Annotated in this window: 8 protein-coding genes; 5 read left to right on the top strand and 3 right to left on the bottom strand. The window is 42.8% G+C overall.

Features of this window, described 5'->3' with window-relative positions; all coding sequences use genetic code 11:
• The first annotated feature begins 193 nt into the window (after window positions 1-193).
• The 3 genes from lpxC (at window position 194) to ACQP6D_RS07060 (ending at window position 13407) form a co-directional block, all read left to right on the top strand.
• The gene (lpxC, locus tag ACQP6D_RS07050; protein ID WP_427857783.1) at window positions 194-1111 is read left to right on the top strand and encodes a UDP-3-O-acyl-N-acetylglucosamine deacetylase; all 918 of its coding nucleotides are present in this window, start codon (window positions 194-196) and stop codon (window positions 1109-1111) included.
• A 109-nt stretch (window positions 1112-1220) separates the two neighbouring features.
• Window positions 1221-1580, top strand: coding sequence for a hypothetical protein (locus ACQP6D_RS07055; protein ID WP_427857784.1), 360 nt, complete (start codon window positions 1221-1223; stop codon window positions 1578-1580).
• A gap of 793 nt (window positions 1581-2373) precedes the next feature.
• Entirely contained in the window at window positions 2374-13407 is an 11034-nt protein-coding gene (locus ACQP6D_RS07060) for an ESPR-type extended signal peptide-containing protein (protein ID WP_427857785.1), read from the top strand.
• 1011 nt (window positions 13408-14418) lie between these two features.
• Here ACQP6D_RS07060 and ACQP6D_RS07065 read toward each other — a convergent pair.
• Genes ACQP6D_RS07065 through ACQP6D_RS07075 form a run of 3 tightly spaced genes read right to left on the bottom strand, consistent with a single transcriptional unit; the run spans window position 14419 to window position 21415 of the window.
• Entirely contained in the window at window positions 14419-17664 is a 3246-nt protein-coding gene (locus ACQP6D_RS07065; RefSeq protein ID WP_427857786.1) for a type I restriction endonuclease subunit R, read from the bottom strand.
• A complete protein-coding gene (locus ACQP6D_RS07070) occupies window positions 17661-19055 on the bottom strand; it encodes a restriction endonuclease subunit S (RefSeq protein ID WP_427857787.1) in 1395 nt (464 codons plus the stop codon). The genes ACQP6D_RS07065 and ACQP6D_RS07070 overlap by 4 nt, the downstream gene beginning before the upstream one ends.
• Window positions 19055-21415 (bottom strand): type I restriction-modification system subunit M, encoded by a 2361-nt coding sequence (locus ACQP6D_RS07075; RefSeq protein WP_427857788.1) that lies wholly within the window; start codon window positions 21413-21415, stop codon window positions 19055-19057. Before ACQP6D_RS07075 ends, ACQP6D_RS07070 begins: the two co-directional genes overlap by 1 nt.
• Window positions 21416-22553: 1138 nt before the next feature.
• Here ACQP6D_RS07075 and ACQP6D_RS07080 point away from each other — a divergent pair.
• Both ACQP6D_RS07080 and ACQP6D_RS07085 read left to right on the top strand, forming a co-directional pair.
• A complete protein-coding gene (locus ACQP6D_RS07080; protein WP_427857789.1) occupies window positions 22554-23453 on the top strand; it encodes a patatin-like phospholipase family protein in 900 nt (299 codons plus the stop codon).
• A gap of 25 nt (window positions 23454-23478) precedes the next feature.
• Window positions 23479-24681 carry a CynX/NimT family MFS transporter gene (locus tag ACQP6D_RS07085; protein ID WP_427857790.1) on the top strand — a complete coding sequence of 401 codons (1203 nt, stop codon included), beginning with the start codon at window positions 23479-23481 and terminating at the stop codon, window positions 24679-24681.
• The last annotated feature ends 11 nt before the right edge of the window (window positions 24682-24692 follow it).

Here is a 24692-nt window from a genome sequence, read left to right on the forward strand (position 1 = left end):
TTGATAAGTTAAAATCTTGGTTTGGGAATATTTTGTGGATTCTGTGGATAATTTTTGCGAAATTTTAGTTTGCAGTGGAAAACTAATTGGAATGAACCTTGATAGCAATAATTTATCCACTGTTTGGCAGAATTCATGACTGCCATAAGAAAATTTCGTTACCATAAGGTATGCAGATTAGTCAGGAAAAATTATGTTGCAACGGACATTAGCGAAAAGCATTAGTGTAACTGGTGTGGGTTTGCATTCGGGAGAGCGAGTCAGACTCGGATTACATCCAGCTGCTTCTAATACCGGGATACATTTTCGGCGGATAGATTTGACCGGTGAACAAGGCCGTATTGTGCAACTGACACCAGAACTGATTAACGATACCCGACTTTCTTCGACTGTTGTGACAGAAGATGGCATTCGTATTGGTACCATTGAGCATATCATGTCCGCATTTGCTGCCTATGGAATTGATAATATTCTGGTAGAGTTGAACGCACCGGAAATTCCCATTATGGATGGGTCTAGTTTACCTTTTATTTATTTATTACAGGATGCAGGCGTAGTTGATCAGCCTGTAGAAAAGCGCTTTTTACGTATTAAAGAGACAGTAACACTTGTAGAAAAGGATAAATGGGTGAAATTTACTCCATATGAAGGATTTCAGGTAACTTTGACCATAGATTTTGATCATCCAGTGTTTAACTGCAGTAATCAGACTTTTAAGATTGATTTTTCGGGGCAATCTTATATCGATGAAATTTCGCGGGCACGAACTTTTGGATTTATGCAGGAAGTAGAACTGATGCGTAGTCACAATCTGGGATTGGGAGGAAATTTAAACAATGCGATAGTGATTGACGATATGGATATTCTTAATCCTGAAGGCTTGCGTTATCCAGATGAATTTGTACGCCATAAGATTCTGGATGCAATTGGTGACTTGTATGTACTGGGCCATCCAATTATCGGAGCTTTTGAGGGCTATAAATCTGGGCATGCTATTAATAATGCACTTTTACGGCAACTACTTAATCAGCCAGAAGCATATGAATGGGTAACTTTTCCACATAATCGGCTACTGCCTTCGGCATTTCATCACTTACCTCAGGTAGCATGAAACTACTGAATTTAAAATCAGCTAAAGAATATGTTGCAATGGGTAAGAAAATTTGAATACAATAACTGATATAATTTGGCCTAATTTCTAATTTTTGCAGGATAAGAGAATGAACTATCAGGCTGTGGTAGCACAATTGTTAAACGTAGAAGGTGCACTAGCAGCTGCAGTGGTTGATTATGATAATGGTATGCTGATGGCTGGCAGTGCCATCAATAAAATAGATTTGGAAATTGCCGCAGCCAGCAGTACAGAAGTTATCCGTTCTAAAATCAAAACCATGCAGATGCTGGAATTAAATGATGAAATTGAGGATATTCTTATTACTGTCGGACATCAGTATCATCTTATCCGTCCGCTAAAAAAATTAGGTAGCCTGTTTTTATACTCTGTATTGGATAGTAATCGTGCTACTTTGGCTTTGTCTCGTCGCGCTTTAATCGATGTTGAAAAGGAAATGGAACAGTAAAATTATCTGGTTAAATAATATTAATCGAAAATTTTAGGTTGTTTTAGAAAATTTACGGATTTATATAATAAATAATATATAAGATAATTTTATTATGAAACTATTTATATAGGTTATTTGTAAATATCTGTGATAATAAAATTCATATTTTGTAAGATTGAAATAAGTAGCATCAGCTTTATCTAATATGCCAAAAAAATATATTTTATTATGAAACTTACTATATTATATATATGAAATAAAAATTCTCTAATGTATGTGAATATTTAAAATTAATTGATTTTTTCTACTAAAACAACTCTTTAATGTGAATAAGTATCTTATTTAAAAGATAAAAATAATGTAACTTGAAAAAGATAACTTATCATATACATATTGGTTTTTATTGATTAATAATTAAAATATCAATATACTATTTTATTATTTTTGTATATAAACAGTTAAGTACTCATTTCTTTGAATAAATGATTTTAAATTTATGGAAATATGAATAGTTAACAACAGCAACACTGTGGTTATTATAAGACAATAATAACATTTGAACAAAGTATTTCCTCAGTCTTTAGTTTGAAGAGTCCTAACGATATATAGAAAAAATGTCTTTATTTTCATTGGGTTGTATAAAACAAAAAAATAATTTAATTAACAGTGTTAAACACTAACTGGTCTCGTTTACTACATCCAAACAAATATTTATGTTATATTACTTAAAGATTTAACTAGAGATTTAACTTTATTTTAAGTTATCCAGAATTTTGTTTGACGGCATGATTTCTAATCAGGAGTAAACCAATTGAATAAAATATATCGTGCTATATGGAATGAAACGACCCAGACTTGGGTAGCTGCTTCCGAACTAGCTAAAAGCAAAACCAAGTCTGATACAGTTTCCTCTCTATCTGTAACAGGTTTGAAAAATAATAAAATTAGATTTAGTTCAATTTTTAAACTAAGTCTTCTGACCTCTTTTCTAAACTTGTCTTTACTGGCACCAACTGTTTATGCTGCCAATCTGGCATGGGTAGGTAATACTAATGCGGGTTTTAATGGGGTAGATCAACCTAGTTATAAATGGGCAAGTCATGGTTCCATCATTCTCAATGGTGCTAATGATTTTGCAGCTAATGGTACTACTATACCTTATACTTGTGGGGCGGATGAAGTCGTTGGAAGAGGAGATCCTAATCGAAGTATTTCTGGTACACAAATAAGTGCACTTGATGAGTATTTACGTTTTGCCCAAAACACTACTTATAACACTGCTAGTGGCACTAAAACTCCATACGGAACAACAATCGGTTCGGTAAATGCAGATGCAGCCGCCATGCAAGGAACGATAACAGGCGGAGCGCAAAGTAAAATGCCCATTGCATATGGTGTTTACTCATTTGCATCTGGCTGTGGCTCCTATGCTACTGGTAACTATTCAATGGCTTTTGGTACCAATGCTACTGCTACAGCTGGTGGTGCGATGGCTATTGGTACAGCGGCTCTCGCTTCTGGTCGAGCTGCGATTGCTTTTGGTGTTGGTGCTCAGGCTACTGGTGTATCCAGTGTGGCTTTAGGTTCTGTGGCTTCTTCTGATGGTGTGGGTAGTGTGGCTGCTGGTTTGATGTCTCAAGCCAGCGCAGATGGTACGGTGGCTTTAGGTGTACAGTCTCAGGCCAAAAAAGATTCTGCTCTTGCCATCGGTAATTCAGCTCAGGCAAATGCGGAGCAGAGTATCAGTATTGGTTCAGCTAATCAGGTGAATGGTAAAGGTTCCGGAGCTATTGGTGGTTCCGGTACTACTACAGGCTTTAACAGTACAGATGGTACCCAGACTACTGCTGCAACCGGTGTAACTATAGTCAACGGTGAAGGAACTTATTCTTTTGGTAATCAGAACGGTACGATTGCCGCTGATAATACTGGTATTTTTGGTAATAAAAATACTATCCAGACTGATCCAGAAGGAATTAGTAAAGCTGATAACATAAGAATTCTGGGTAGCAGTAATACTGTTTCTGCACAAGCCACTGGAGCAATGATTGTTGGTAATACGGCTAATGTAAGTGCAGCCAATGCTTTGGCATTGGGTAATAATACTCAGGTAAGTGGTACCAATGGCGTAGCAATTGGTCAGGGTGCTTCTGCCAAATCTGATGATAGTATTGCTTTAGGTAGTGGTTCTGTCGCTTCTACTTCAAAAGGTGTGGCTGGGTATAATCCATCAACAAGTGTCTCCCGTGATGCTGCAACAGCTTCACCTGTATGGAACAGTACAGCAAATGCTGTAGCAATTGGGGACGTTGCTTCGGGCTTGACTCGACAGATTACTGGACTTGCTGCTGGTACACAAGATACAGATGCAGTGAATGTAGCCCAGCTTAAAAGTCTGGGCACTTCCACATCAACCAGTCTGAGTTCACTTTCTTCGTCTACATCAACCGGATTGTCAACTACAAACAGTAATTTAACTGATTTTCTGGCATCTGCTTCTACATCAATAAGTACAACTACAAGTAATCTAACTGATCTGACAAACAGTATTACCACTCGTTTTAATCAAGCAAATTCTGATATTACTTCCTTAAATACTTCAGCATCTACCGGAATTAAGCACCTTCAGGAAGATGCGTTGCAATGGAATGCAAAAGAATTGGCTTATGATGCATCTCATGCAGCCAGTGGAGCAAAAACAGCAAGAATCATTAATGTTAGTGCTGGTGATATTAGCGCACCGGGTTCGACAGATGCAGTGAATGGTGGGCAGTTATACGCTACTAATACAGAGTTAGCTTCTTTAAGCACATCTTCATTAGGCAGCATCAGTAGTGCAGTAACCAATTTTAATTCGACTTCAGTTTCTGTTAGCACAACGCTGTCGTCTTCCGTTAATCAATTGAATACTCTTGTAACCAGTACTTCAACTAGTCTGAGCCAGCTGAATATTGATGCATTGCAATTGAAAAACGGTATGTATGATGCCAGCCGTAATGGTGAAGCACAAAAAATTACCAATATTGCAGCCGGCGATATTTCTAAAGCTACATCTACAGATGTAGTTAACGGTGGGCAGTTGTTTACAACTAATTCTAGTCTTGGCCGGTTGTCTACTTCAACCAGTCAAAGTATTCAGGATGCAAATACAAAAAGAGACTCACTATCGACATCTGTGGGTACAGTACTTGATACTACGAATAAGACTATTTCTTCATTGTCTGTGGCTACTGGAAACAGTATTGACCATCTTAGTGATGTGGCTTTGCAGCTTAAAGGTGATGTTTATGATGCCAGCTATGCAGGTACAAAGCGTAAGGTAACTAATGTTGCTGCTGGTGACATCAGCAAGGCTACATCTTCAGATTTAGTTACAGGTGGACAATTATTTACCACTAATAAAAGTATCAGTACATTAACATCAACAACAAGTTCAGACCTACAGTCTGCAAACGCTGATTTGTCTTCTTTATCAACCAGTATTGATACCAATATTACTACCCTATCTACTGCACTATCCAGCCGTGTGGATAATGTAGTGTCTAACATCAACACTAATCTGGGTAATGTTAGCACTAGCTTATCAAGCGTGCAGAGTTCTACTTCTACAGGTATTAAAAATCTGAAATCTGATGCTTTACAATGGGATGATAACTTAAAAGCATTTAGTGCCCTGCGTGGCAGCAGCCCTCAAAAAATTACTCAGGTTGCCGCGGGTGATATTTTATCTGTCGCTTCTACTGATGCTGTCAATGGTGCTCAGCTATATACGACTAATTCAAATCTGACAGTTTTATCCGGTAGTGTTTCAACTGGATTGTCTCAGCTTTCAGATCAGATAATTTCTTCAACCACTGCAGATATTAATAAAGTTTCTCTGGTAGCTGGTACTATTAGTAATAGTGTTACTGGGCTGCAGAGTAATGCATTGCTGTGGAAAGAAGGTGCGTATGATGCTAGACATGGTGATGTGGATCAGAAGATCACTCATGTTAAAGCAGGTAGTACTGATCAGGCTTCCACTGATGCGATTAATGGTGGTCAGCTGTATAGTCTTTCCACTGTTACGGCTGGCAAATTAGCGAGTACTACTTCAACAGTTAATTCCAGTCTGGCAGATACCAGCACTAAATTAACTGCTGTGAAAGATCAGGCGCTTTTGTGGAATTCAGCTAAAACTGCTTATGATGCCAGCCGCAGTGGTAATGCTCAGAAGATTACAGGAGTAGCAGGCGGCGATCTGACAGCAGATTCCAGTGAAGTGGTTATTGGCGCTCAGTTATACACAACTAATACCACTCTAGATACATTGTCTTTATCAACTACGAATAGTTTAAGTAGCCTGAATACTGCATTACAGAATTCTTCTAAGTCTGTAATCAGCAGCTTATCGTCTGCAGTAGGTGATAGCCAGGCAGATATTGCTAATCTGCAGAAAAATGCCTTGCAATGGAGTGTTGCTGATAAAGCATACAGTGCCAGAAATGGTGGCGAAAATCAGCGCATTACCAATGTAATGGATGGCACACTTGCAGCTAATTCAACAGATGTAGCAACAGGTAGACAGTTGTATACGCTTTCTAGCTCTACGGTAGAAAGTCTAAACAGCTTATCTACTTCATTAGAAGGCTTGTCTGCAAAAGGAATACAAAGCCTGTCTACTATTCTCAGTACTGGTCTGCAATCTGCCAATACAAATATTTCAGCTTTGCAAAAAGATGCTTTGCAATGGAATAATGATATTGGTGCTTATGATGCTAGCCATGGTTTGGCCAATACCACACAGAAAATTACTAATGTAGCAGATGGCATACTTAGCGCTGATTCAAGTGATGTGGTTACAGGTAAGCAGCTATTTGCAACCAATACTAGTGTTAGTAGTTTGACTGACAAACTGAATAATGGACTACAAAGCTTATCTGGTTCTGCTTCTACCGGTCTAGATAATATTTCAGCTAATCTGAATAAATCCCTGTCTACAGGTTTGGGTTCTCTCTCTACTGCTGCTGAAAACAGTCTGACTACAACCAATACTAATTTAAATTCATTAAAGCAGAATGCATTGCAGTGGAATAATACTGCAAATGCTTATGATGCAAGTCATGGTGCTACAAATGAAAAACAGAGAATTACCAATGTAGCTGATGGTAGTGCCACAGCAGGCTCCAGCGATGTTGTTACCGGTGGCCAGTTGTATACTACCAATACCGCAGTCAGTGGCTTGTCTACTAGTATGTCTACTGGATTAAATACATTATCTACTGCCACTAGTAATGATTTGATCGATCTGACTCATACTCTGGATAACTCACTGAAATCTGGACTAAGAACATTATCTACAACTTTGGATAATAGTCTGGCTTCTACCAGTGCTAATGTGACAGCATTACAAAAGAATGCTTTACAATGGAATAGTACTGCTAGTGCTTATGATGCTAGCCACGGTGCGATAGGTGGATCAGAAAAAATTACTAATGTGGCCGATGCCTCTTTAGGAGCTAATTCAAGTGACGTAGTCACTGGTGGCCAGTTGTATACTACTAATAGTACTTTGAGCGATATATCTAGCAGTACTTTTAATACTCTTGGTTCGATTTCATCATCAGCCTCAACCGGTATCAGTAGTATATCCACAGCTTTGAACAATTTTGCTGATAGTAAAATCAGTAGTTTGTCTAGTAGTTTTGACGCTAAGCTGACTGCAACCAATACCAGCCTTTCAACTTTGCAGCAAAATGCATTGCTGTGGAATGGTGATTTGAAAGCTTATGATGCTACTCATAATGGACAGGCTCAGCGGATTACTAATGTTTTGGATGGAAATGCCGTAGCCGGTTCCAGCGATGTGGTTACTGGTGGTCAGCTGTTTACCACTAATAGTAATCTTACATCTTTGTCTGGAAGTGTTAGTACTACATTTGGTGAATTATCTAGTTCGCTTCAGGATATCAGCAACAATAGTCTTGCTGGTTTGAAAGACGAATTAAATAAAACCAATATCAAACTGAATGATCTGACTACCTCAACCTCAACTTCTCTTCAGACTACCAATTCCAATATTGGTGTGCTGCAGCAAAATACCTTATTGTGGAATAAGGATCTGAATGGTGGTGAAGGTGCTTATGATGCAAGTCATAATGGTATCTATCAGCGTATTACTAATGTTAAGGATGGCATTTTAAGTGCAGATTCAAGTGATGTAGTTACTGGTGGCCAGTTGTTTACAACCAATACTAATGTTAGCAAACTGTCTGGTAGCATAAGCTCGATCTCAGACAGTGTGGTAAATGGTTTAAGCAGCTTGTCTTCTTCTCTAACTGAGATGAATACTAATAATCTGGCCAGCCTTTCAACTGGTTTGAACAACACCAATAACAGGCTAACTGAATTATCTACTACTGCTTCCAGCAGCTTGAAAGTAACTAACGCTAATGTGAATACATTGCAGCAGAACGCATTGCTGTGGAATGATAGTTTAGGTAATGAAGGTGCCTACGATGCCCGTCATGGTACAGCAGGTGCTTTAGGTAAGATTACCAATGTTGCTGCAGGTACACTTGCGCAGGATTCCAGTGATGTAGCGACTGCTGGCCAGTTGTTTACAACCAATACCAAAATATCTAGCCTTTCAAACAGTGTTAGCACAGGATTTGACAATTTTTCATCTTCTTTAAGCACGATTGTCAAAGCCGGTGGTGTATCTAGTCTTTCAACTGTTACCGAGGTGATTAGTGGCAAAGTAAGCCAGCTGCAGCAGAACGCGTTGCAGTATAATTCTGCTCTGACAGGTTATGATGCTAGCCATGCTACTGGCAAGCCAGCTAAAATTACCCGTGTTGCAGAAGGTGCTGAAACAGTAGATTCAAGTGATGTGATTACTGGCGCACAACTGTATCGTGCTTCCTCAGGATATTCTACCAGTTTGGCAAATGTATCTCGCTCACTATCATCTGGTTTGAACTCAGCCCAACAGACATTAGATAGCCTGTCTACGTCTTGGCCGGAAAAACTAAACAATCTGTCTACTAGTACTTCCACTACTTTCAGTAGCTTGTCTACTACGGTATCGAATGCTTTCAACAGCTTGTCCTCTACGACATCAAACAGTGTAGCTATTCTGTCTTCTAGCTTCTCTACTGGGCTGAGCGGCTTATCTACAAGTGTTTCAAACAATATTGCTAATCTTTCTACTGTTACTCAAAATAGTCTGAGTAGTTTGTACAATAGTTCATCCACTACACTAGGACGCCTGAGCAGCACTGTGAGCTCAACTACTAGTACCGTAGCTGGATTACAGCAGGATGCTCTTCAGTGGAAAAATGGTAGCTATAGTGCAGATCATGGTACAGATAAGCCACAGAAAATCACTAATGTAGCTGCCGGCAACGTAGCTCCTGATTCAACTGATGCAGTTAATGGTACTCAGTTGTACAACCTTTCTACCGGCATCAGAACAACGGTAGATAATCGCTATACAAGTCTTTCTACTATATTAGGTAATAGTGTTAGCACTGTTAGCAGTAAACTGGATACTTTCACTGCTAATACAACGAATAGCCTGAATAAACTAGATACCGATCTTAGCTCTACGACAGCCAAAGTTTCTGCTCTGCAAGATAATGCCCTACTTTGGAACAATTCGCTGTCAGCTTATGATGCCGGACATGGTGGCACAGCGCAGCGTATTACTAATGTAGCTGCGGGCTTGGTAGCTCTGAATTCTACCGATGCAGTAAACGGTGGCCAGTTGTATACATTGTCTAGCTCCACTTCAGCCGGACTAAGCAGTTTGTCTACTAATCTGAATGAAGTGACTAAAAATCAGCTGGGTAGTTTGTCTACCATTGTGATTAACAGCCTCAGTACGGTAACTGATAATATCGGCAGCCTTTCTACCGGCTTAAGTAAGATTAATGGTAATGTCACTTCATTGCAGGCAGATGCGTTGCAGTGGAATAAAACTAAAGGTGCTTACGTAGCTGATCATGGTACAGGTCAGGCACAGAATATTACTCAGGTAGCTGCAGGTTCCATAGCTGCAAATTCTACTGATGCTGTAAACGGTGCTCAGATGTATAACTTGTCCACCAGTACAACAGCCAGTGTCAATACTTTGAATCAAAGTCTGAGCTCTACTAATGTAGCGTTAAATACACTGTCTACTGCCTATGGCACTAGCCTGAGTACACTTACAACAGGACTGAGTAGCACTAAAGATGCGCTGAATCAGTTGTCTGATACAACGACAAACAGCATTACTGGCATCAACAACAGTCTAAGCAGCCTAACCAGTACGACTTCTTCCAATCTACAGATTTTGGATAAAGGATTACAGGCAGCTAATGCTAGTGTATCTTCACTGCAGGCCAATGCGCTGCTGTGGAATGCAGGCAAGGGTGTGTACGATGCTAGTCGAAATGGAGAAGCCAAAGTACTGAGTGGCATCGGTGCTGGTGCAGTCAATGCAGCTTCAACTGAAGCTATTAACGGCGGGCAATTCTATAGTCTGTCTACGGTAACTGCGGCAGGCTTGAACAGTACCAATAGCAATCTGAGCACGCTGAGTAGCAGTACAGCAACAGGCTTGGCTGGTTTAACAGCTAGCTTAAGCAGCACCAATCAAAATCTGACGACGCTGAAGGCTAATACCTTGCAATGGAATGGTTCACTTTCAGCTTATGATGCTGGTCGTGACGGTACTGCACAGCGCATTACCAATGTTAGTGCCGGACGTCTTGCTGCAGACTCTACTGATGCAGTAAATGGAAGCCAGCTGTATACATTATCTAACTCCACCTCAACCGGACTAAGCAGCTTGTCTACTAATCTGAATGAGGTAACAAAAAATCAGCTGGGTAGTCTGTCTACTATAGTGACAAACAGTCTCAGTACGGTAACGGAAAATGTAAGCAGTCTGTCTACAGGTCTGAGAGAAACCAATACCAATGTAGCAGCCTTGCAGCAAAATGCATTACAGTGGAATAGTGTGAGCGGTGCTTTTGATGCTACCCGTAATGGCCATGCTCAGAAATTGACCGGTATTGCTGGTGGAGATATTAGCGCTGTTTCAAGTGATGCCATCAATGGTGCCCAGATGTACAGCCTGTCTACTCTGACACAGGCAGGGCTGAGCAGTAGCAGTACGGGGCTGAGCAGCTTAAGTAGTGTTACATCAGCTGGTTTGTCTACTGTCAATGATCGCGTGGATACGCTGACCAGCACCACTCAATTAGGACTGGCTAGTGCCAGCACAGGCTTAACCAGCCTGAGCAGCAGTACTTCAACCGGTCTGACCAGTCTGACATCCAGTCTGAGTAGCACAAATCAGAACCTGACTACCCTACAGCAAAATGCCTTACAGTGGAATAGTTCGCTAACAGCTTACGATGCCAGTCATGGCGGTGGTACAGCTCAACGTATTACTAATGTAGCGGCCGGCCGGGTAGCCTTGGATTCTACTGATGCAATTAACGGTAGCCAGTTGTTTAGTTTGTCTGGTTCTACTTCAACCGGACTAAGCAGCCTGTCTACTAATCTGAATGAGGTAACCAAAAATCAGCTGGGTAGTCTGTCTACCATCGTTACTGATAGCCTCAGTACAGTAATTAAGAGTGTAAGCAGTCTGTCAACTGGTTTGAGTGATACCAATACCAATGTAGGTAATCTGCAAAAGGATGCACTGCAATGGAACAATGCTGTGAACGCTTATGATGCAACTCGTGGCGGTCGTGCGCAGAATCTGACCGGTATTGCTGACGGAAATATCAGTGCCGGCTCTAGTGATGCCATTAACGGTGCTCAGATGTACAGCCTGTCTACTTTGACGCAGGCAGGACTGAGCAGCAGCAGTACGGGACTAAGCAGCTTGAGCAGTGCCACATCAGCAGGTTTGACTAATGTTAATAACAAAGTGGATACGCTGACCAGCACCACTCAATTAGGACTGGCTAGTGCCAGCACAGGCTTAACCAGCCTGAGCAGCAGTACTTCATCCGGTCTGACTAGTCTGACGGCCAGCTTAAGCAGCACTAATCAAAACCTGACTACCCTGCAGCAAAATGCCTTGCAGTGGAATAGCACACTGGGCGCTTATGATGCCAGTCATGGTAGTGGTACAGCTCAGCGTATTACCAATGTAGCTGCAGGCCGCGTAGCAGTGGATTCTACTGATGCGATAAATGGTAGCCAGCTGTATGCATTGTCTGGTTCTACTTCCACTGGTCTGAATAGTCTGTCAACAGTAGTTTCATCAACTGTGATTTCAGGTATCAACAGTATCAGTAACTCTATGTCTACCGGATATGAGAGTTTGTCACGTAGTTTGAGTACCGCCAGTGACAGTCTGGATAAGCTGGCTACAAACACGAGCACCAGTCTGAGCAGCCTGTCTACCAGCTTTGGCAATACTCAAAAAGATGTGAAAGAGCTGAAGGATAAGAGCCTGCAATGGAGTGATGATAAAAACGGGTTTGATGCTGGAAGACCAAATAAACTTACTCGAGATTTTGACGGAAAATATGGCAAGATTATCAATGTGGCTGATGGTATAGTTGACCAAGATTCACATGATGCTGTCAATGGCGGCCAGTTGTATATCGAAAGATCAAGACTGACAAGTTTATCAACATCTACTTCAACCGGATTATCTACAATCACCAGTATTTTGCAAGATACTCCGACAGGGGAAATGATCACTAATATTACTAACCTGACGAAGAATGCCTTGCAGTGGAATGGCACGTTGGGGGCTTATGATGCCAGTCATGGCAGTGGTGCAGCTCAGCGTATTACCAATGTGGCTGACGGTAGAATGTACAAAGGTTCTTTAGAGGCAGTTAATGCTGGTCAGTTGTGGGATGTGAAAACAGACCTGGATAATCTGAGTACATTGGTACATAGTTTGCCAACTGGTACGGTTTCAGACGCACAATTGAATAGTCTGTCTACCGCGATCAGTCAAGCTGTTGGCAGCCAGATTGCTTCCATAGCATCAGGTCTGGGTACGTCTTACACACCGGGTTCGAATGCTATCAATCCACCTAAATACGATACGTCTACGCCTACTGGTGGCAATGTAACAGCAAATAATGTCGCTGATGCTTTGCAAAACATTCAGAATTATGGCACCAAGTATGCGAAGATCAACTCTGCTAAAGCTGCATCAATTGCTCAAGGTGCTGATTCAATAGCAGTGGGTGGCGCAGCAATGGCTAGTGGTACTTCAGCGATTGCGATTGGTGATTCAGCCAGTGCTCCTGCTGCCAATGGCGTGGCTCTGGGTAGCAATGCTCAGGTGAAACAGTCTGGTGGTGTGGCTCTGGGTGCTGGATCAGTAGCGAGCACGGCTGCTGGAAAAGAAGGATATGTTCCAGTAACAGCAACATCGCAGCAAGCAGCAGCAATCCGTGCCACAAGAAGTACAGAAGGAGCGGTATCTGTAGGTGATGCATCTAAGGGTGTATACCGTCAGATAACTGGTGTTGCAGCTGGTACTGCTGACACTGATGCTGTGAATGTGGCTCAACTTAAAGGTGTTAATAATCAGATTACGAACATCAATAAGTATGTGAACCAAGTAAATGAGCGTGTTCAGCGTACTGAGCGTCGTGCTTATTCTGGTACTGCTCTGGCCATGGCCTTATCCGGTGCTTATCTGCCTTCTCTGAATGCCGGTGAGCAGGCAGTTGGTGTGGGTGTAGGTACTTATCGTGGCTATACCGCTGTAGGCGCCAACTACAAGGCAATGAGTAATAGCGGTAATATCGGCTGGGGTGCAGGTGTTTCCACTACTGGCAAAGAGGTTGGCTTTAATGCCGGTGTTGGCTTCAAGTGGAGCAACAACTAAACCTTTTAGCTGAATCGTGAATAAAACTTCCGGATTTGTTTCGAATCCGGAAGTTTTTTGTTTGATTGTGACTTTCATTGATAGATTTATCAGGCAATGCATTTGTTTGACTGCATTTAATGTGAAGTTGATTTGCTCCAGACTGGGTGGATATTTATCCAAACAATAAGTATAGATTTGAGGCTGAAATATCTTCCGCTAGGGATTGTTTGCTGTTTTGTTTTAGCTTGGTAAACAATAAATTTTGGCTGATTTCATGTTTTTCAGACTATCATTCGCTCGCTATCTAATCGTTTCCATTTGGCAGTGAAACCACCGGTTACCTTTTGGCTATCAGAAAGTCTAATTTAAACATTAACGATTAGTACGGTAATTTCGCCGATGGGAGCATACTTTATCAGGTACCGGCTTTTAGTTTGTTTTATGAGCTGATAATGGTGATGCAATGTTTCACTAGGCCGTACCCTACTCAGCCTTTATATGGTTTCTGTATAGGAAACGATAAAAGATGCCATGATGCGAATCATGTTGAAAATCTAGATTTATCTGTTTAAGAATGGCCAGCACCATGGCGCTTTAGCGCGATAGCCAAGGAAATATTTGTTATCGCTTATAGCATCATGAGTTGGATTGTCTCTGGTCACAGATAGGCAATATGGCACGAAACTTATGATTTCAATCGGAGACGATGAATATCACTATGCTTATATCTTTCTTATAACGGCGGTAGCTGGTGCTGTTTACTTTTCCCAAAGGCAATGGTGGATGCCTGCAATAAGTTTAATTTTCGCTTTTAAGGCAAGGTTTTTGGTGCATGGGCTAACATGATTTTATTAACAACACTATCCTGACAACACTTGCCATATAAATAATTTTTATACCGGAGTGCATATGCTGAGGCTTAGTTTGGCCCGAATATTCTCGCCTCAAGCTGAAAACTAAATTTGTTTAATGCTTGGTGTATCACAAGTGGATTTGGGATTTCTTACCCTAATCTTTGATGAAAATGCGTTAAATCCCTTTCAACATATCAAACACTACGCGAGCGAAGTTCTTTGCCAGTTCAGGATTAGAAAGGTATTGCATCATCATTTCCTTCTGGGCGTCATTGCTCTCCAACACGGCATTATCAATGGCTTTCGGGAAATCACCTAGCATCACCTGTTCTGGTGAGTTGTTCATAATCTGTGCCATTACAGTTTGGTTTTCTGACAGTTTATCGCGCACTGTGAAAGCATAATTAATTAAGTCTTTATCGGTTAGATTATCGGTGATAAAAAGCTCATTCAAACGTTTTAGGATATTTGACAGAAACTCTTCTTTTTTGTGTTTTGGTTTTGCCGTACCAATATCATTACTTGGATTGATTTTGCCATCTTCAGCATTTTTTTGTAGCTGTAAACTTTGCTGATAGAGCTTCGAAATACGATAATGGCTCATTTCAACGTTGCTTAAATCAATTTTATCATCTTCAATGCGCTGTTCACGTAGCAACGGACGCAAATGGCGGGCAAACAGACTCAGTTTTTCTAATTCTTTATCATCGTAATCGACGATTTGGGACATAAACTCGTAAAAACGGACAAAACTGCCGAGATCTTTCTTGAAAATAAGCAGCTTACTTTTTTCTTGTTCGCATGCTTTGAAGGTGTTTTCCGCATTGGTAATCAGTACAACATCGCCGGTTTGCTTAGTGCGTTCAACAATTTTTTTGGCATTCTCATACGCCTCAACCGCCGAATTGTAGCGTTGCTGCCAGCGTTGTACCGCTGGTTTGCAGATATTGCTTAAGGCCGCAATGGGTAAATGATTGTTGAAAAATACTTTGCAGAATTGCTCTACTTCGCTCCATAGGAAAATACCGCTGGTACGCAGCTTTGCAAACAAATCAAAGACGAGTTGTGGATCGCTAACATCCGTGAGTGTTGCTGTTTGGTAGTACGGCTGGAAAGCACTCAAAATATCTTCGGGCTGGTTGTAAAAATCAAGTACAAATATGTCTGATTCCGCTTTGCCCGGATAGGTACGATTTAACCGCGATAGCGTTTGTACGCATTCGACGCCACCCAGCTTTTTATCCACATACATGGCGCATAGCTTAGGCTGGTCAAAACCAGTTTGAAATTTGTTGGCTACCAGCATTATCTGGTAGTCTTCAGTATCAAACGCTTTGCGCATATCCCGGCCTTTTAAGCCTGGATTCATATTGATTTCAGTAAACTTCTGATTTAGCAGTGCAAAGCTATTATGGTCATCTTCGTGGAATTCCACTTCACCGGAAAACGCCACCATGGCTCTGATTTTGTCGTATTTTTGCTCGGCAATGTATTTATCGAATGCCAGCTTGTAGCGCACTGCCGCTTTACGCGAACTGGTTACCACCATCGCTTTTGCCTGCCCACCCAGTAATTGCATCACATGTTTGCGGAAATGCTCTACTATCACTTTCACTTTCTGTGATACGTTATGCTCGTGAAGCAAGACCCATTGATTTAGTTTGATTTTGGCTTTTTTGCTGTCGACTTCTTGGTCTTCATCATCCAGCTTTTGCAGCAGCTTGTAGGCCACTTTGTAATTGATATAGTTTTGCAGTACATCTAGAATAAAACCTTCTTCGATGGCCTGACGCATGGAGTAAACGTGGAATGCTTGTGGCTTATTGGTTTTTGAAGCTGGTTCTTGCGGATTTGGTCGACGGCCAAACAACTCCAGCGTTTTGGCTTTAGGTGTGGCGGTAAAAGCGTAAAAGTTAAGGTTGTTGCTGCCTTTACGTGCGGCAATGGTAGCATCTAGAATATCTTCTGAAGATATCTCTACATCGTCATCCATTGTGTCAGTCATCAATACTTCTTTTAGCTGACGCGCTGTAGAGCCACTCTGTGATGAGTGTGCTTCATCGGCAATCACAGCATATTTGCGCTGCTTCAGGCTGACGCTGTTTTCAATCGCTTTTAGGACAAATGGAAAGGTTTGAATGGTGACAATAATGATTGGTTGCGAGTTTTCCAGTGCACTTGCCAGCTTTTCCGATTTTGAACCGTCCCCTTCTTTGTTGTTGATGCGGCCGACCACACCATCCTGATGCTCAAACTGATAGATGGTATCCTGTAGCTGATCGTCAAGCACGGTACGATCTGTTACCACAATTACCGAATTAAACAGCTTTTCGCCATCTTCATCGTACAGGCGCGAAAGCTGATGGGCTGTCCATGCGATAGAGTTTGATTTGCCCGACCCCGCACTGTGCTGAATCAGGTATTTATTGCCGGTACCTTCCACTGTGGCGGCGGTGATGAGTTTGTTTACGACGTCCCATTGATGATAGCGTGGGAAAATCAGGCTTTCGCTTTTGTATTTCCGGCCAATGGCGTCTTCTTTTTCAACGATTTGCAAATGCATAAAGCTGGCCAGAATTTTCAGCAGGTTATCTGGCAACAGCACCTCATTCCACAGGTAGCTGGTGGCGTAGTCGTTGGTATTTTGCGGGCTATCGTTCCCCGCCCCGCCATCATGAGTGCCTTTGTTAAATGGCAGAAAGAAAGTTTTATCACCCGCGAGTTTGGTAGTCATAAACACTTCGTACTGGCTAACTGCAAAATGCACCAGTGCGCCGCGTTTGAAGGTGAGCAGTGGTTCAGACTTATTGGTACCAGAGTTGGGCAAACGCGTTTGTTTATACTGTGTAATGGCGTTTTGTACTGTCTGCTTAAATTCAGATTTCAGTTCCAGTGTTGCGATTGGCAGGCCATTAATAAACAATACCAGGTCAATACGCCATTTCTTGGCTTTGACCCCCGATTCTGCCAATGCCGCTTTTGACGCATGCGGGCTGTAAATCAGCTCCGGCACGATACGAAAGATATTTTGCTTGTAGCGCGTTAGTGTATCTGGGTTGAGGTTATGTTCTGGCTTAAACTGACACAAAGAAAAACGCGCACTATGGTTTTTGATACCATGGCGCAGCACGCCGAGCGTGCCGTAGGTGCGCGACTGCCTATCGGTAGCGTTGATATCCGCTTTTTTCAGCTGCGCCACCAGCGCATCGAGAAAATGACGCTCGGTATCGGTGGGATAAATGTTGGCAAACTTCTCCCACTCCTGTGGCTGCGTAGTCTGCACAAAGGTCAGCGTATCCTGCGAGTAAAGCGCACGTTCGCGATCGTAGCCATCCGATTTTCCGCGAACCCAGCCTCTTTTTTCCATCTGAGCGATTATGTCATTCTGGAAAATCAGCTCTTTGGTGCTGTCCATGCTCATACAGCGGTCTCCTCTGGTTTTCCTGCTTTCTGTGTTTCTGGCGCAACCCAGTCGCGAACGTCGATTTTTCCGGTGACAGCGGCGGAGATTAGGGCAGTGCGGCGCTCCTGAAGGAGACGGATACCTATTATCGCTTTTTCTTCCAATGACTCAAAGCGTTTCATTTGTTGTGAAATGCTCTTAATTATCGAATATTGCTCTTCAATAGGGGGAACCGGAATCAAACTATTGGCAAGATACTCATGTTCAATACTTTCTACTGTAGCCCCTTCTTTTGTCCATTCTAACAACAAAGAATTGACATTTCCGTTGATAAAATACGCAGCATAATGAACTTTCATTCTTTCATTGAATTTTAACGCTTTCATATCCTGATTCATCGTAACTTTTATGATATTTATAGCCACAGGAATATTTCGTTGAAGGATTCCAGAACGAACGACCATGAGCAATGAACCTTCTTCAACATAGTTTGTTGAAGATTCACTTACTGCTTTTGGTGTAACATAATCTTGAGTTTCTGAAATCCAAAAAGACTTCATATCTTTCGGTGAAACCCAAGGAACAGTCCCCCCCTTCCAATAAGATAAGTTATCTTTTGTAGGAGTTCCACCCCCACTAAAATTGCATAAGTATTTAAGTGGTATGAGTTCCCAGTGCGCCGGCACTTCCCCCAACCACTTAACACCAGAATCTTTCATCGGTACATCAGGGTTTATCCCTTTGGTGACAGCATGGCTAATCACTGCCTGACGTTTTTCTTTCAGCAGTTCAATCAGTTGCTGTTGCTTCTCGATCAGGTTATCGATTTTTGCGGTTTCGTAGTCAAGGAAGCATGAAATATTTCGTTGCTCATGCATGGGAGGAAAACAGAATTTTTCCATCAAATAAGCATCTGCATCGAGGTTTTGAATGCCCGTTGTTTGCTTAATCGATGGGTAATTTACTTTCCCTGCATAAAGCTGTGAAAACACATATGTCAAAAAATGACTATCATAGCTTTCCCTTGGGGACATTTTTGCAACAAAGTTTGAAGTAACTGCCTCGTATTCTTTATCAAACAAAACAACACAACCAACTAAAGTCTTTTCACCGCCACCTGATTTCTCGATTAATAAATCGCCTTTTTTAAGCAAACGGCTACCTCTATCTTTCGGAAGAATAGACCTTGTCGTTAGTTTCGAATCAGAAATCTTAAATGACTGACGCTCAAAATCAGCAACTCGCAGCACAATTAAATCATGCTTATCATCAGGCTCCCCCCCCCAAACGCCATTCGTACAACTATCAACCGCACGTTTTAGTGAATGAATATGCCAATTTAGAGGAATATCCCCCAGCCACTCAACTCCAGAATTCTTATACTCCGGATATGCCTTATACTTCGCCATCAGGAATGTACCTCCTGCAGCAGCTTCATAATCTCGGCGCTGACCGCATCCAGATCGGCATCAATTTCCTCCAGTGGGCGCGGTGGATGGTAGACATAGAAATGCCGGTTAAACGGTATCTCATAACCGATAATCCCTACTTCACCATCCTTCACATCACGCTTATCGGCGTTGATCCACGCGTCATTCACATGCGGCAGCACTTCTGTTTTGAAGTAATTTTCAATCAGGTCGCTGTTGGATAGGGCTGGGTTTAGCGGTACATTTTCGTTATCACGCAGCTCGCCGTCCTGCTCAAACTCAACAACCTTGTCTTTATATTCAAACGCACCGTACAGCGGCTGAGGGGCTTTTTTCAGCACTTTCTTGACCACTGGTTCGGCATCCGGGTTTTTGGTAGTGATGGCATCGATAAACTGTTTGTTTTCTTTCGTATCCAGCTTCACGCCAGCGGTTTTGATGGCCTCTTTCAGGGTCAGCTGGAACTGGTTAAAGTCATTGCTCACCAGCGTTTTGCCACCCACCTGTGTACCCAGAGCTGCCTGTATCTGCTGTGCTTTTTCCATTAACCCGCGCTGCGCCAGCCACAGTTTGCTGTCGAGCAGGTCTTTAATCTGCTTCTCTTTCAGCTCAGAAAATTCGGCTTTGATGATGGCGCGTGCATCGGCTTCCAGCTCCGAGAAATCGCCGTAGGTGTCGTCCTGCCATTGGGACGAGAACTCTTCATACAGGCGTTCCATCGGCGCGTTAAATGGTTTCGGTGCAAAGCGTAGGGTTGCAATTACTTCATCCGTCACCTGAGAAGATATCCGCAGCGGGCGCTCAATGGTCAGGCGGCGGTAGCCAAAGTCGGTATTGTTAAAGATTTTACTGGCGAAGGTTTTCGGCGCTTCGGTTTTGGTGGTGGCAGGCTGGCGGCCACGGTTGGATTTTTGCTCGGTGGCTTTTTCCAGACCCAATTCTTCTAAAGTGGTAGCGTTTACTACTGCAAAATCACCAAAGGTTTGGGTGATTAGTTTGATATCATCTTCACGTATTAGGTTACGCTTTGAACCCAATGATTTACGCATTTTGCCGCACAGGTTGGTGCCATCAATTAGCTGTACTTTGCCTTTACGCTCAGGCGATTTTTTGTTGGAAAGTATCCAGATGTAGGTGGCAATGCCAGTGTTGTAGAACATGTCTGTTGGCAATGCGATGATGCCTTCCAGCAAATCAGCTTCTAAAATGTAGCGGCGGATTTCGCTTTCACCACTGCCCGCTCCACCGGTAAACAGTGGAGAGCCGTTAAGAATAATTCCGATACGGCTGCCGTGGCTGACGCTATCATCTACATTATGGCTGTTGCGCATTTTGCTAATCAGGTGCAGTAGAAACAATAGCGAACCGTCGGAAACCCGCGGCAGGCCTGGGCCAAAGCGGCCGCTAAATCCTTTTTGTATATGCTCATCAATAATCTCGCCCTCTATTTTTTTCCAGTCTACGCCAAATGGCGGGTTAGAGAGCATATAGTCAAACTTATCCAGCGGTAGCTGGTCGTTAGAGAGGGTGTTGCCCAGTTTAATTCGGCTGATATCCTGACCTTTGATGAGCATATCGCCTTTACAGATGGCGTAGGATTCTGGGTTTAGCTCTTGGCCAAAAGGACATAGGACAGCTTTAAGATTTAGCTCGTGCACATATTCCATACCGGCAGAGAGAAAACCACCTGTGCCGGCGGTTGGGTCGTAAATGGTGCGGATGATACCGTCCTTGACCAGCACTTCATCATCTTTCATTAATACCAGAGAGGTGGTTAAACGGACGATATCACGCGGGGTGAAGTGTTCACCGGCGGTTTCGTTTGAGCTTTCTGCAAAACGGCGGATCAACTCTTCGAATACTAGCCCCATTTCATAGTTGGATATCGCTTTTGGACTAAGGTCGGTAGTGGCAAATTTTTTCACCACTTTATACAGCAAGTTGGCATCTTCCAGCAGGCCGATAAACTCACTGAATTTAAAGTGATCGAAGATTTCACGCGCATCCGGTGAAAACGCCTGTACGTAGCTTTCTAGGTTGGCTTTGATGTCGTTCTGCCCCAATTTACCTAGATCCATCTTCGATGTATTGAAAAAAGTAAGCCCGCTGGCGTGCTGCAGAAGCATTTCTAAGCTTTCTTCCGGCAGTGTGTTGGTTTGAAATTCATCATATTTTGCCACCACTGCATCTTTCGTTTCTGCCAATACACACTCTAGGCGGCGCAGCAGGGTAAAGGGCAGGATCACGCGCCCGTACTGAGACTGCTTGAAATCTCCACGCAGTAAATCTGCCACCGACCAGATAAACGCAGCCGTTTGGGAAAAATTAGTGTTTGTCATGAATTCCTCGGAAAAGATTGCAGCCAGAGTACAAATGCGCACAGGCAAAAAATTCAATTCAGAATGCTGTAGGCGAGATGATACCTGCTCTGTGTGCCATCGCAAGGGATGCAAAACAAAGAAAGATACAGTGGGGGTGACGTATGACAAAGATGTATTTACAAACCCCTTAGGCTGGACAGCAATATATGGATGAGAAACCATAGCGCTGGTGATGGTTGCTCTGAGCCCAAAGATTAGATATAGCTTGAATTTTACACTCGAATCAGAGTATTAACTAAATAAAAATGTTGATATTGGTTTGATGCTATTGGTATGTTGGTGAGATGAGTTGGGCTGATTTTAATGAAGATGCTTTTGATAAGCGGCTTCTAAGTTTTATTTAAAAATTGTGTTCTCAAATGAAAATAATTGCTTCTGTTTGTGTTGATGTTTGAGCAATAACAAAACGTGGCGTGATTCAAGGATAAACGGGGCAACATATCATTTTAGTAGTAAGTGTAAGGCGCAGTTTTTACAAAAGGGATGTTAATCCTTTCGGTATTTGAAAAATTATTATATTTTTCTAATAGTTAAGTGCTAGGTGACGCTGTGTAACCCTGTGTCGCATATTTGAGCGTGTTTTTTCTTTTGAAATGCTCCGTGTCCAAGTCACGAACCAATATTTGCTGTTACCACGGTATTCGTTCTGCTACTCAAGGTGATGAGTTGTATCAGTTTGGCTTGCCTTTGGATTTCGGTTAACACAAGGCTATATTTTAGAACCGGTGCATGATTAAACTAAGCTTCTTTTTCTGAAATTTCATTAAGCAGTTTCAAAGGACGATGACATTTGGTGTAGAACCGCTAATCGTTATTTGTGATTTCAACATTACTGACTTTAATTCAGCGGCCGTTGACCCTACAAAATGATAATTCGCTGTTTGATACGCCGGTTTGATTTTGTTTTATCTGGTGATAAAACGGAAGTTACTGACGGCGGTACAAATAGTGTGCTGTTTAGTTGTTTTCAAAAAGAGCTGGTTAAATGCAGTTGGATAATATTTAGTTGGAATCAGCTTTTATTGTCTTACACCTATGTGTATTATATATTTATTAATATTTATTTATTATTACATAAACATGGACATGATAAACCATGTGTAATGCGCAGCGGGAACCGTCTGGTATGCAGGTTGCTTTGGTTGTGGAGGGCGGCGGTATGCGTGCGGCTTTCAGCAGCGGGGTGACAGATGCTTTTTTGCAGGCAGACTTTAATCCGTTTACTTTGTTGGTTGGTGTATCTTCTGGTGCCGGTACGATTGCCAGCTATTTGTCTGGGCAAACCGGTCGTAATCTGGATGTGCTGATGAATCAGTCGTGCCAGAGGCCGTTTATCAGCTGGTCTCGTTTTATCCGTGGTGGTGATTTATTGGATATAGACTGGTTATGGCGAGTGGTACAGCAGGAAAATCCGCTCGACTGTGAACGTATGTTTGCACAGAAGCGTAATTTCAGAATTGTGCTTAGTAATGCTGTTACAGGGGAGGCACATTATGCTGAGGCTGAACCCAAAAATTTTTTAGATGTGCTGCGTGCTTCTAGCTCTATCCCTTTTATTATTCGTAAACCGGTACCCATCGGTAGTGAAATTTATTTTGATGGTGGTGTGGCTGATGCCTTGCCGGTGCGATGGGCGCTGTCGCAGCCGAATATCGGCGGTGTTGTTGTTATCCGTACACGTGCGCATGCTTATGTTAAGAAAGGTGGATTTGGTGATGCTTTGCTGGCACGGCGCTTGCCTGACAGTGGGTTTGCTCGGGCTTTGCGTCAGCGGGTAAAGCATTATAATGCTACGCTGGCATGGATGCGCCGGCCTGAACACTCGCGGTATATTTTTGAAATCAATCCGCCGGAAAATAGCAAAATGGCTGGACGCCTGTGCCAGGATGCTAGCCGTTTGCGTTATAGTTATGCGGCTGGGCTGGAGTGTGGACAAAAATTTCTGCAGCAATGGCCGGTGTTTAAAGATTTCTTCAGCCTTAATGTACAGGATTAAGGGGAATGGGTAATTTGGTGAAGTAATGACAACAGATTCGACTGTATCGAAAACACAGCGTCGTCTAAGTCTTTTTGTGGCTATTCTGGCACTGGCTTTTGTTCTGCGTGGTCCGCTGACGGGTGTCGGACCTTTATTGCAGAATATTCAGGCACAGCTGCACATCAGTAGTACGCTGGCTGGCTTACTAACGACGGTGCCGCTGCTGACCTTTGGTTTGTTTTCTATTTTTATTCCTAGACTGGCAGCTCGGTTTGGTTCGGAGCAGATGGTATTTTTTGCTTTGTGGGTGCTGACGCTGGGGCTGGTGTTGCGTTGTGGCAGCGGGCTATTTTTGCTGCTGGTGGGTACAACTTTGCTTAGCTGTGCTATTGCTGTGGGTAATGTGCTGATTCCCAGTATGGTGAAACAGTATTTCCCGTTTAAGATGGGCTTGGTGACTGCATTATATGCCTTAATTATGAATGTGGGTGGTGCTGCCGGTTCGGCATTGAGTGCACCTTTAGCGCATAGTAACTTGTGGGGCTGGCGTGGCGCTTTGGTGGCGTGGGTATTGCCAGCTCTGGTAGCGATGGTGATCTGGTGGCTGCCTTTTAAAACAGCGAATGCCATTCCCAGAGCGGCTGTGCGTTCGCGGCCGGTAACGGTACATTTGTGGCGTAATCCGCTGGCGTGGCAGGTGACGCTGTTTATGGGATTTCAATCATTTTTATTTTATTCCACGGTAAGCTGGCTGCCGCAGATTGTAGCTAAAGCCGGTGTGTCTGCTACTGAGGCTGGTGGCTGGCTTGGGCTGATGCAGTTGGTAATGGTGCCAACTAATCTGCTGATACCAATTTATGCGGCTAGATTAAAGCAGCAGAAGTGGATTGGCGCATTGTGTGGAGTATCGCTGATACTCTCTGTGTTATTGCTGATGTCGCCATGGCGTAGCTGTTATTTTCCAGCCGTGCTGCTGCTGGGTCTCGGTATCAGTGGTGCTTTCTGTCTGAGTATGATGTTTTTCAGTCTGCGCAGTAGTAGTGTAACTGAGGGCGTATTGTTGTCTGGTATGGCACAGACCTGTGGATATTTGTTTGCTGCCGTAGGGCCGGTTTTGATGGGGGCGTTACACGACATCATGCATTCATGGTTTCCAGCGTTGGTGCTGATGTTTTTTGCTGCGCTGGTGATTACGGTATCCGGCTGGAAAGCTGGTCAGGATCGGAAGCTGGCTGATTTTCAGTAATAGATAATTAT

The organism is Snodgrassella sp. CS2, from assembly GCF_050310315.1.
Taxonomy (GTDB): domain Bacteria; phylum Pseudomonadota; class Gammaproteobacteria; order Burkholderiales; family Neisseriaceae; genus Snodgrassella; species Snodgrassella alvi_E.

Bases quoted from the DNA above. Each gene is read 5' to 3' on its own strand.
- lpxC (WP_427857783.1), top strand. From the start codon at position 194: ATGTTGCAACGGACATTAGCGAAAAGCATTAGTGTAACTGGTGTGGGT.
- ACQP6D_RS07055 (WP_427857784.1), top strand. From the start codon at position 1,221: ATGAACTATCAGGCTGTGGTAGCACAATTGTTAAACGTAGAAGGTGCA.
- ACQP6D_RS07065 (WP_427857786.1), bottom strand. From the start codon at position 17,664: ATGAGCATGGACAGCACCAAAGAGCTGATTTTCCAGAATGACATAATC.
- ACQP6D_RS07070 (WP_427857787.1), bottom strand. From the start codon at position 19,055: ATGGCGAAGTATAAGGCATATCCGGAGTATAAGAATTCTGGAGTTGAG.
- ACQP6D_RS07075 (WP_427857788.1), bottom strand. From the start codon at position 21,415: ATGACAAACACTAATTTTTCCCAAACGGCTGCGTTTATCTGGTCGGTG.
- ACQP6D_RS07080 (WP_427857789.1), top strand. From the start codon at position 22,554: ATGTGTAATGCGCAGCGGGAACCGTCTGGTATGCAGGTTGCTTTGGTT.
- ACQP6D_RS07085 (WP_427857790.1), top strand. From the start codon at position 23,479: ATGACAACAGATTCGACTGTATCGAAAACACAGCGTCGTCTAAGTCTT.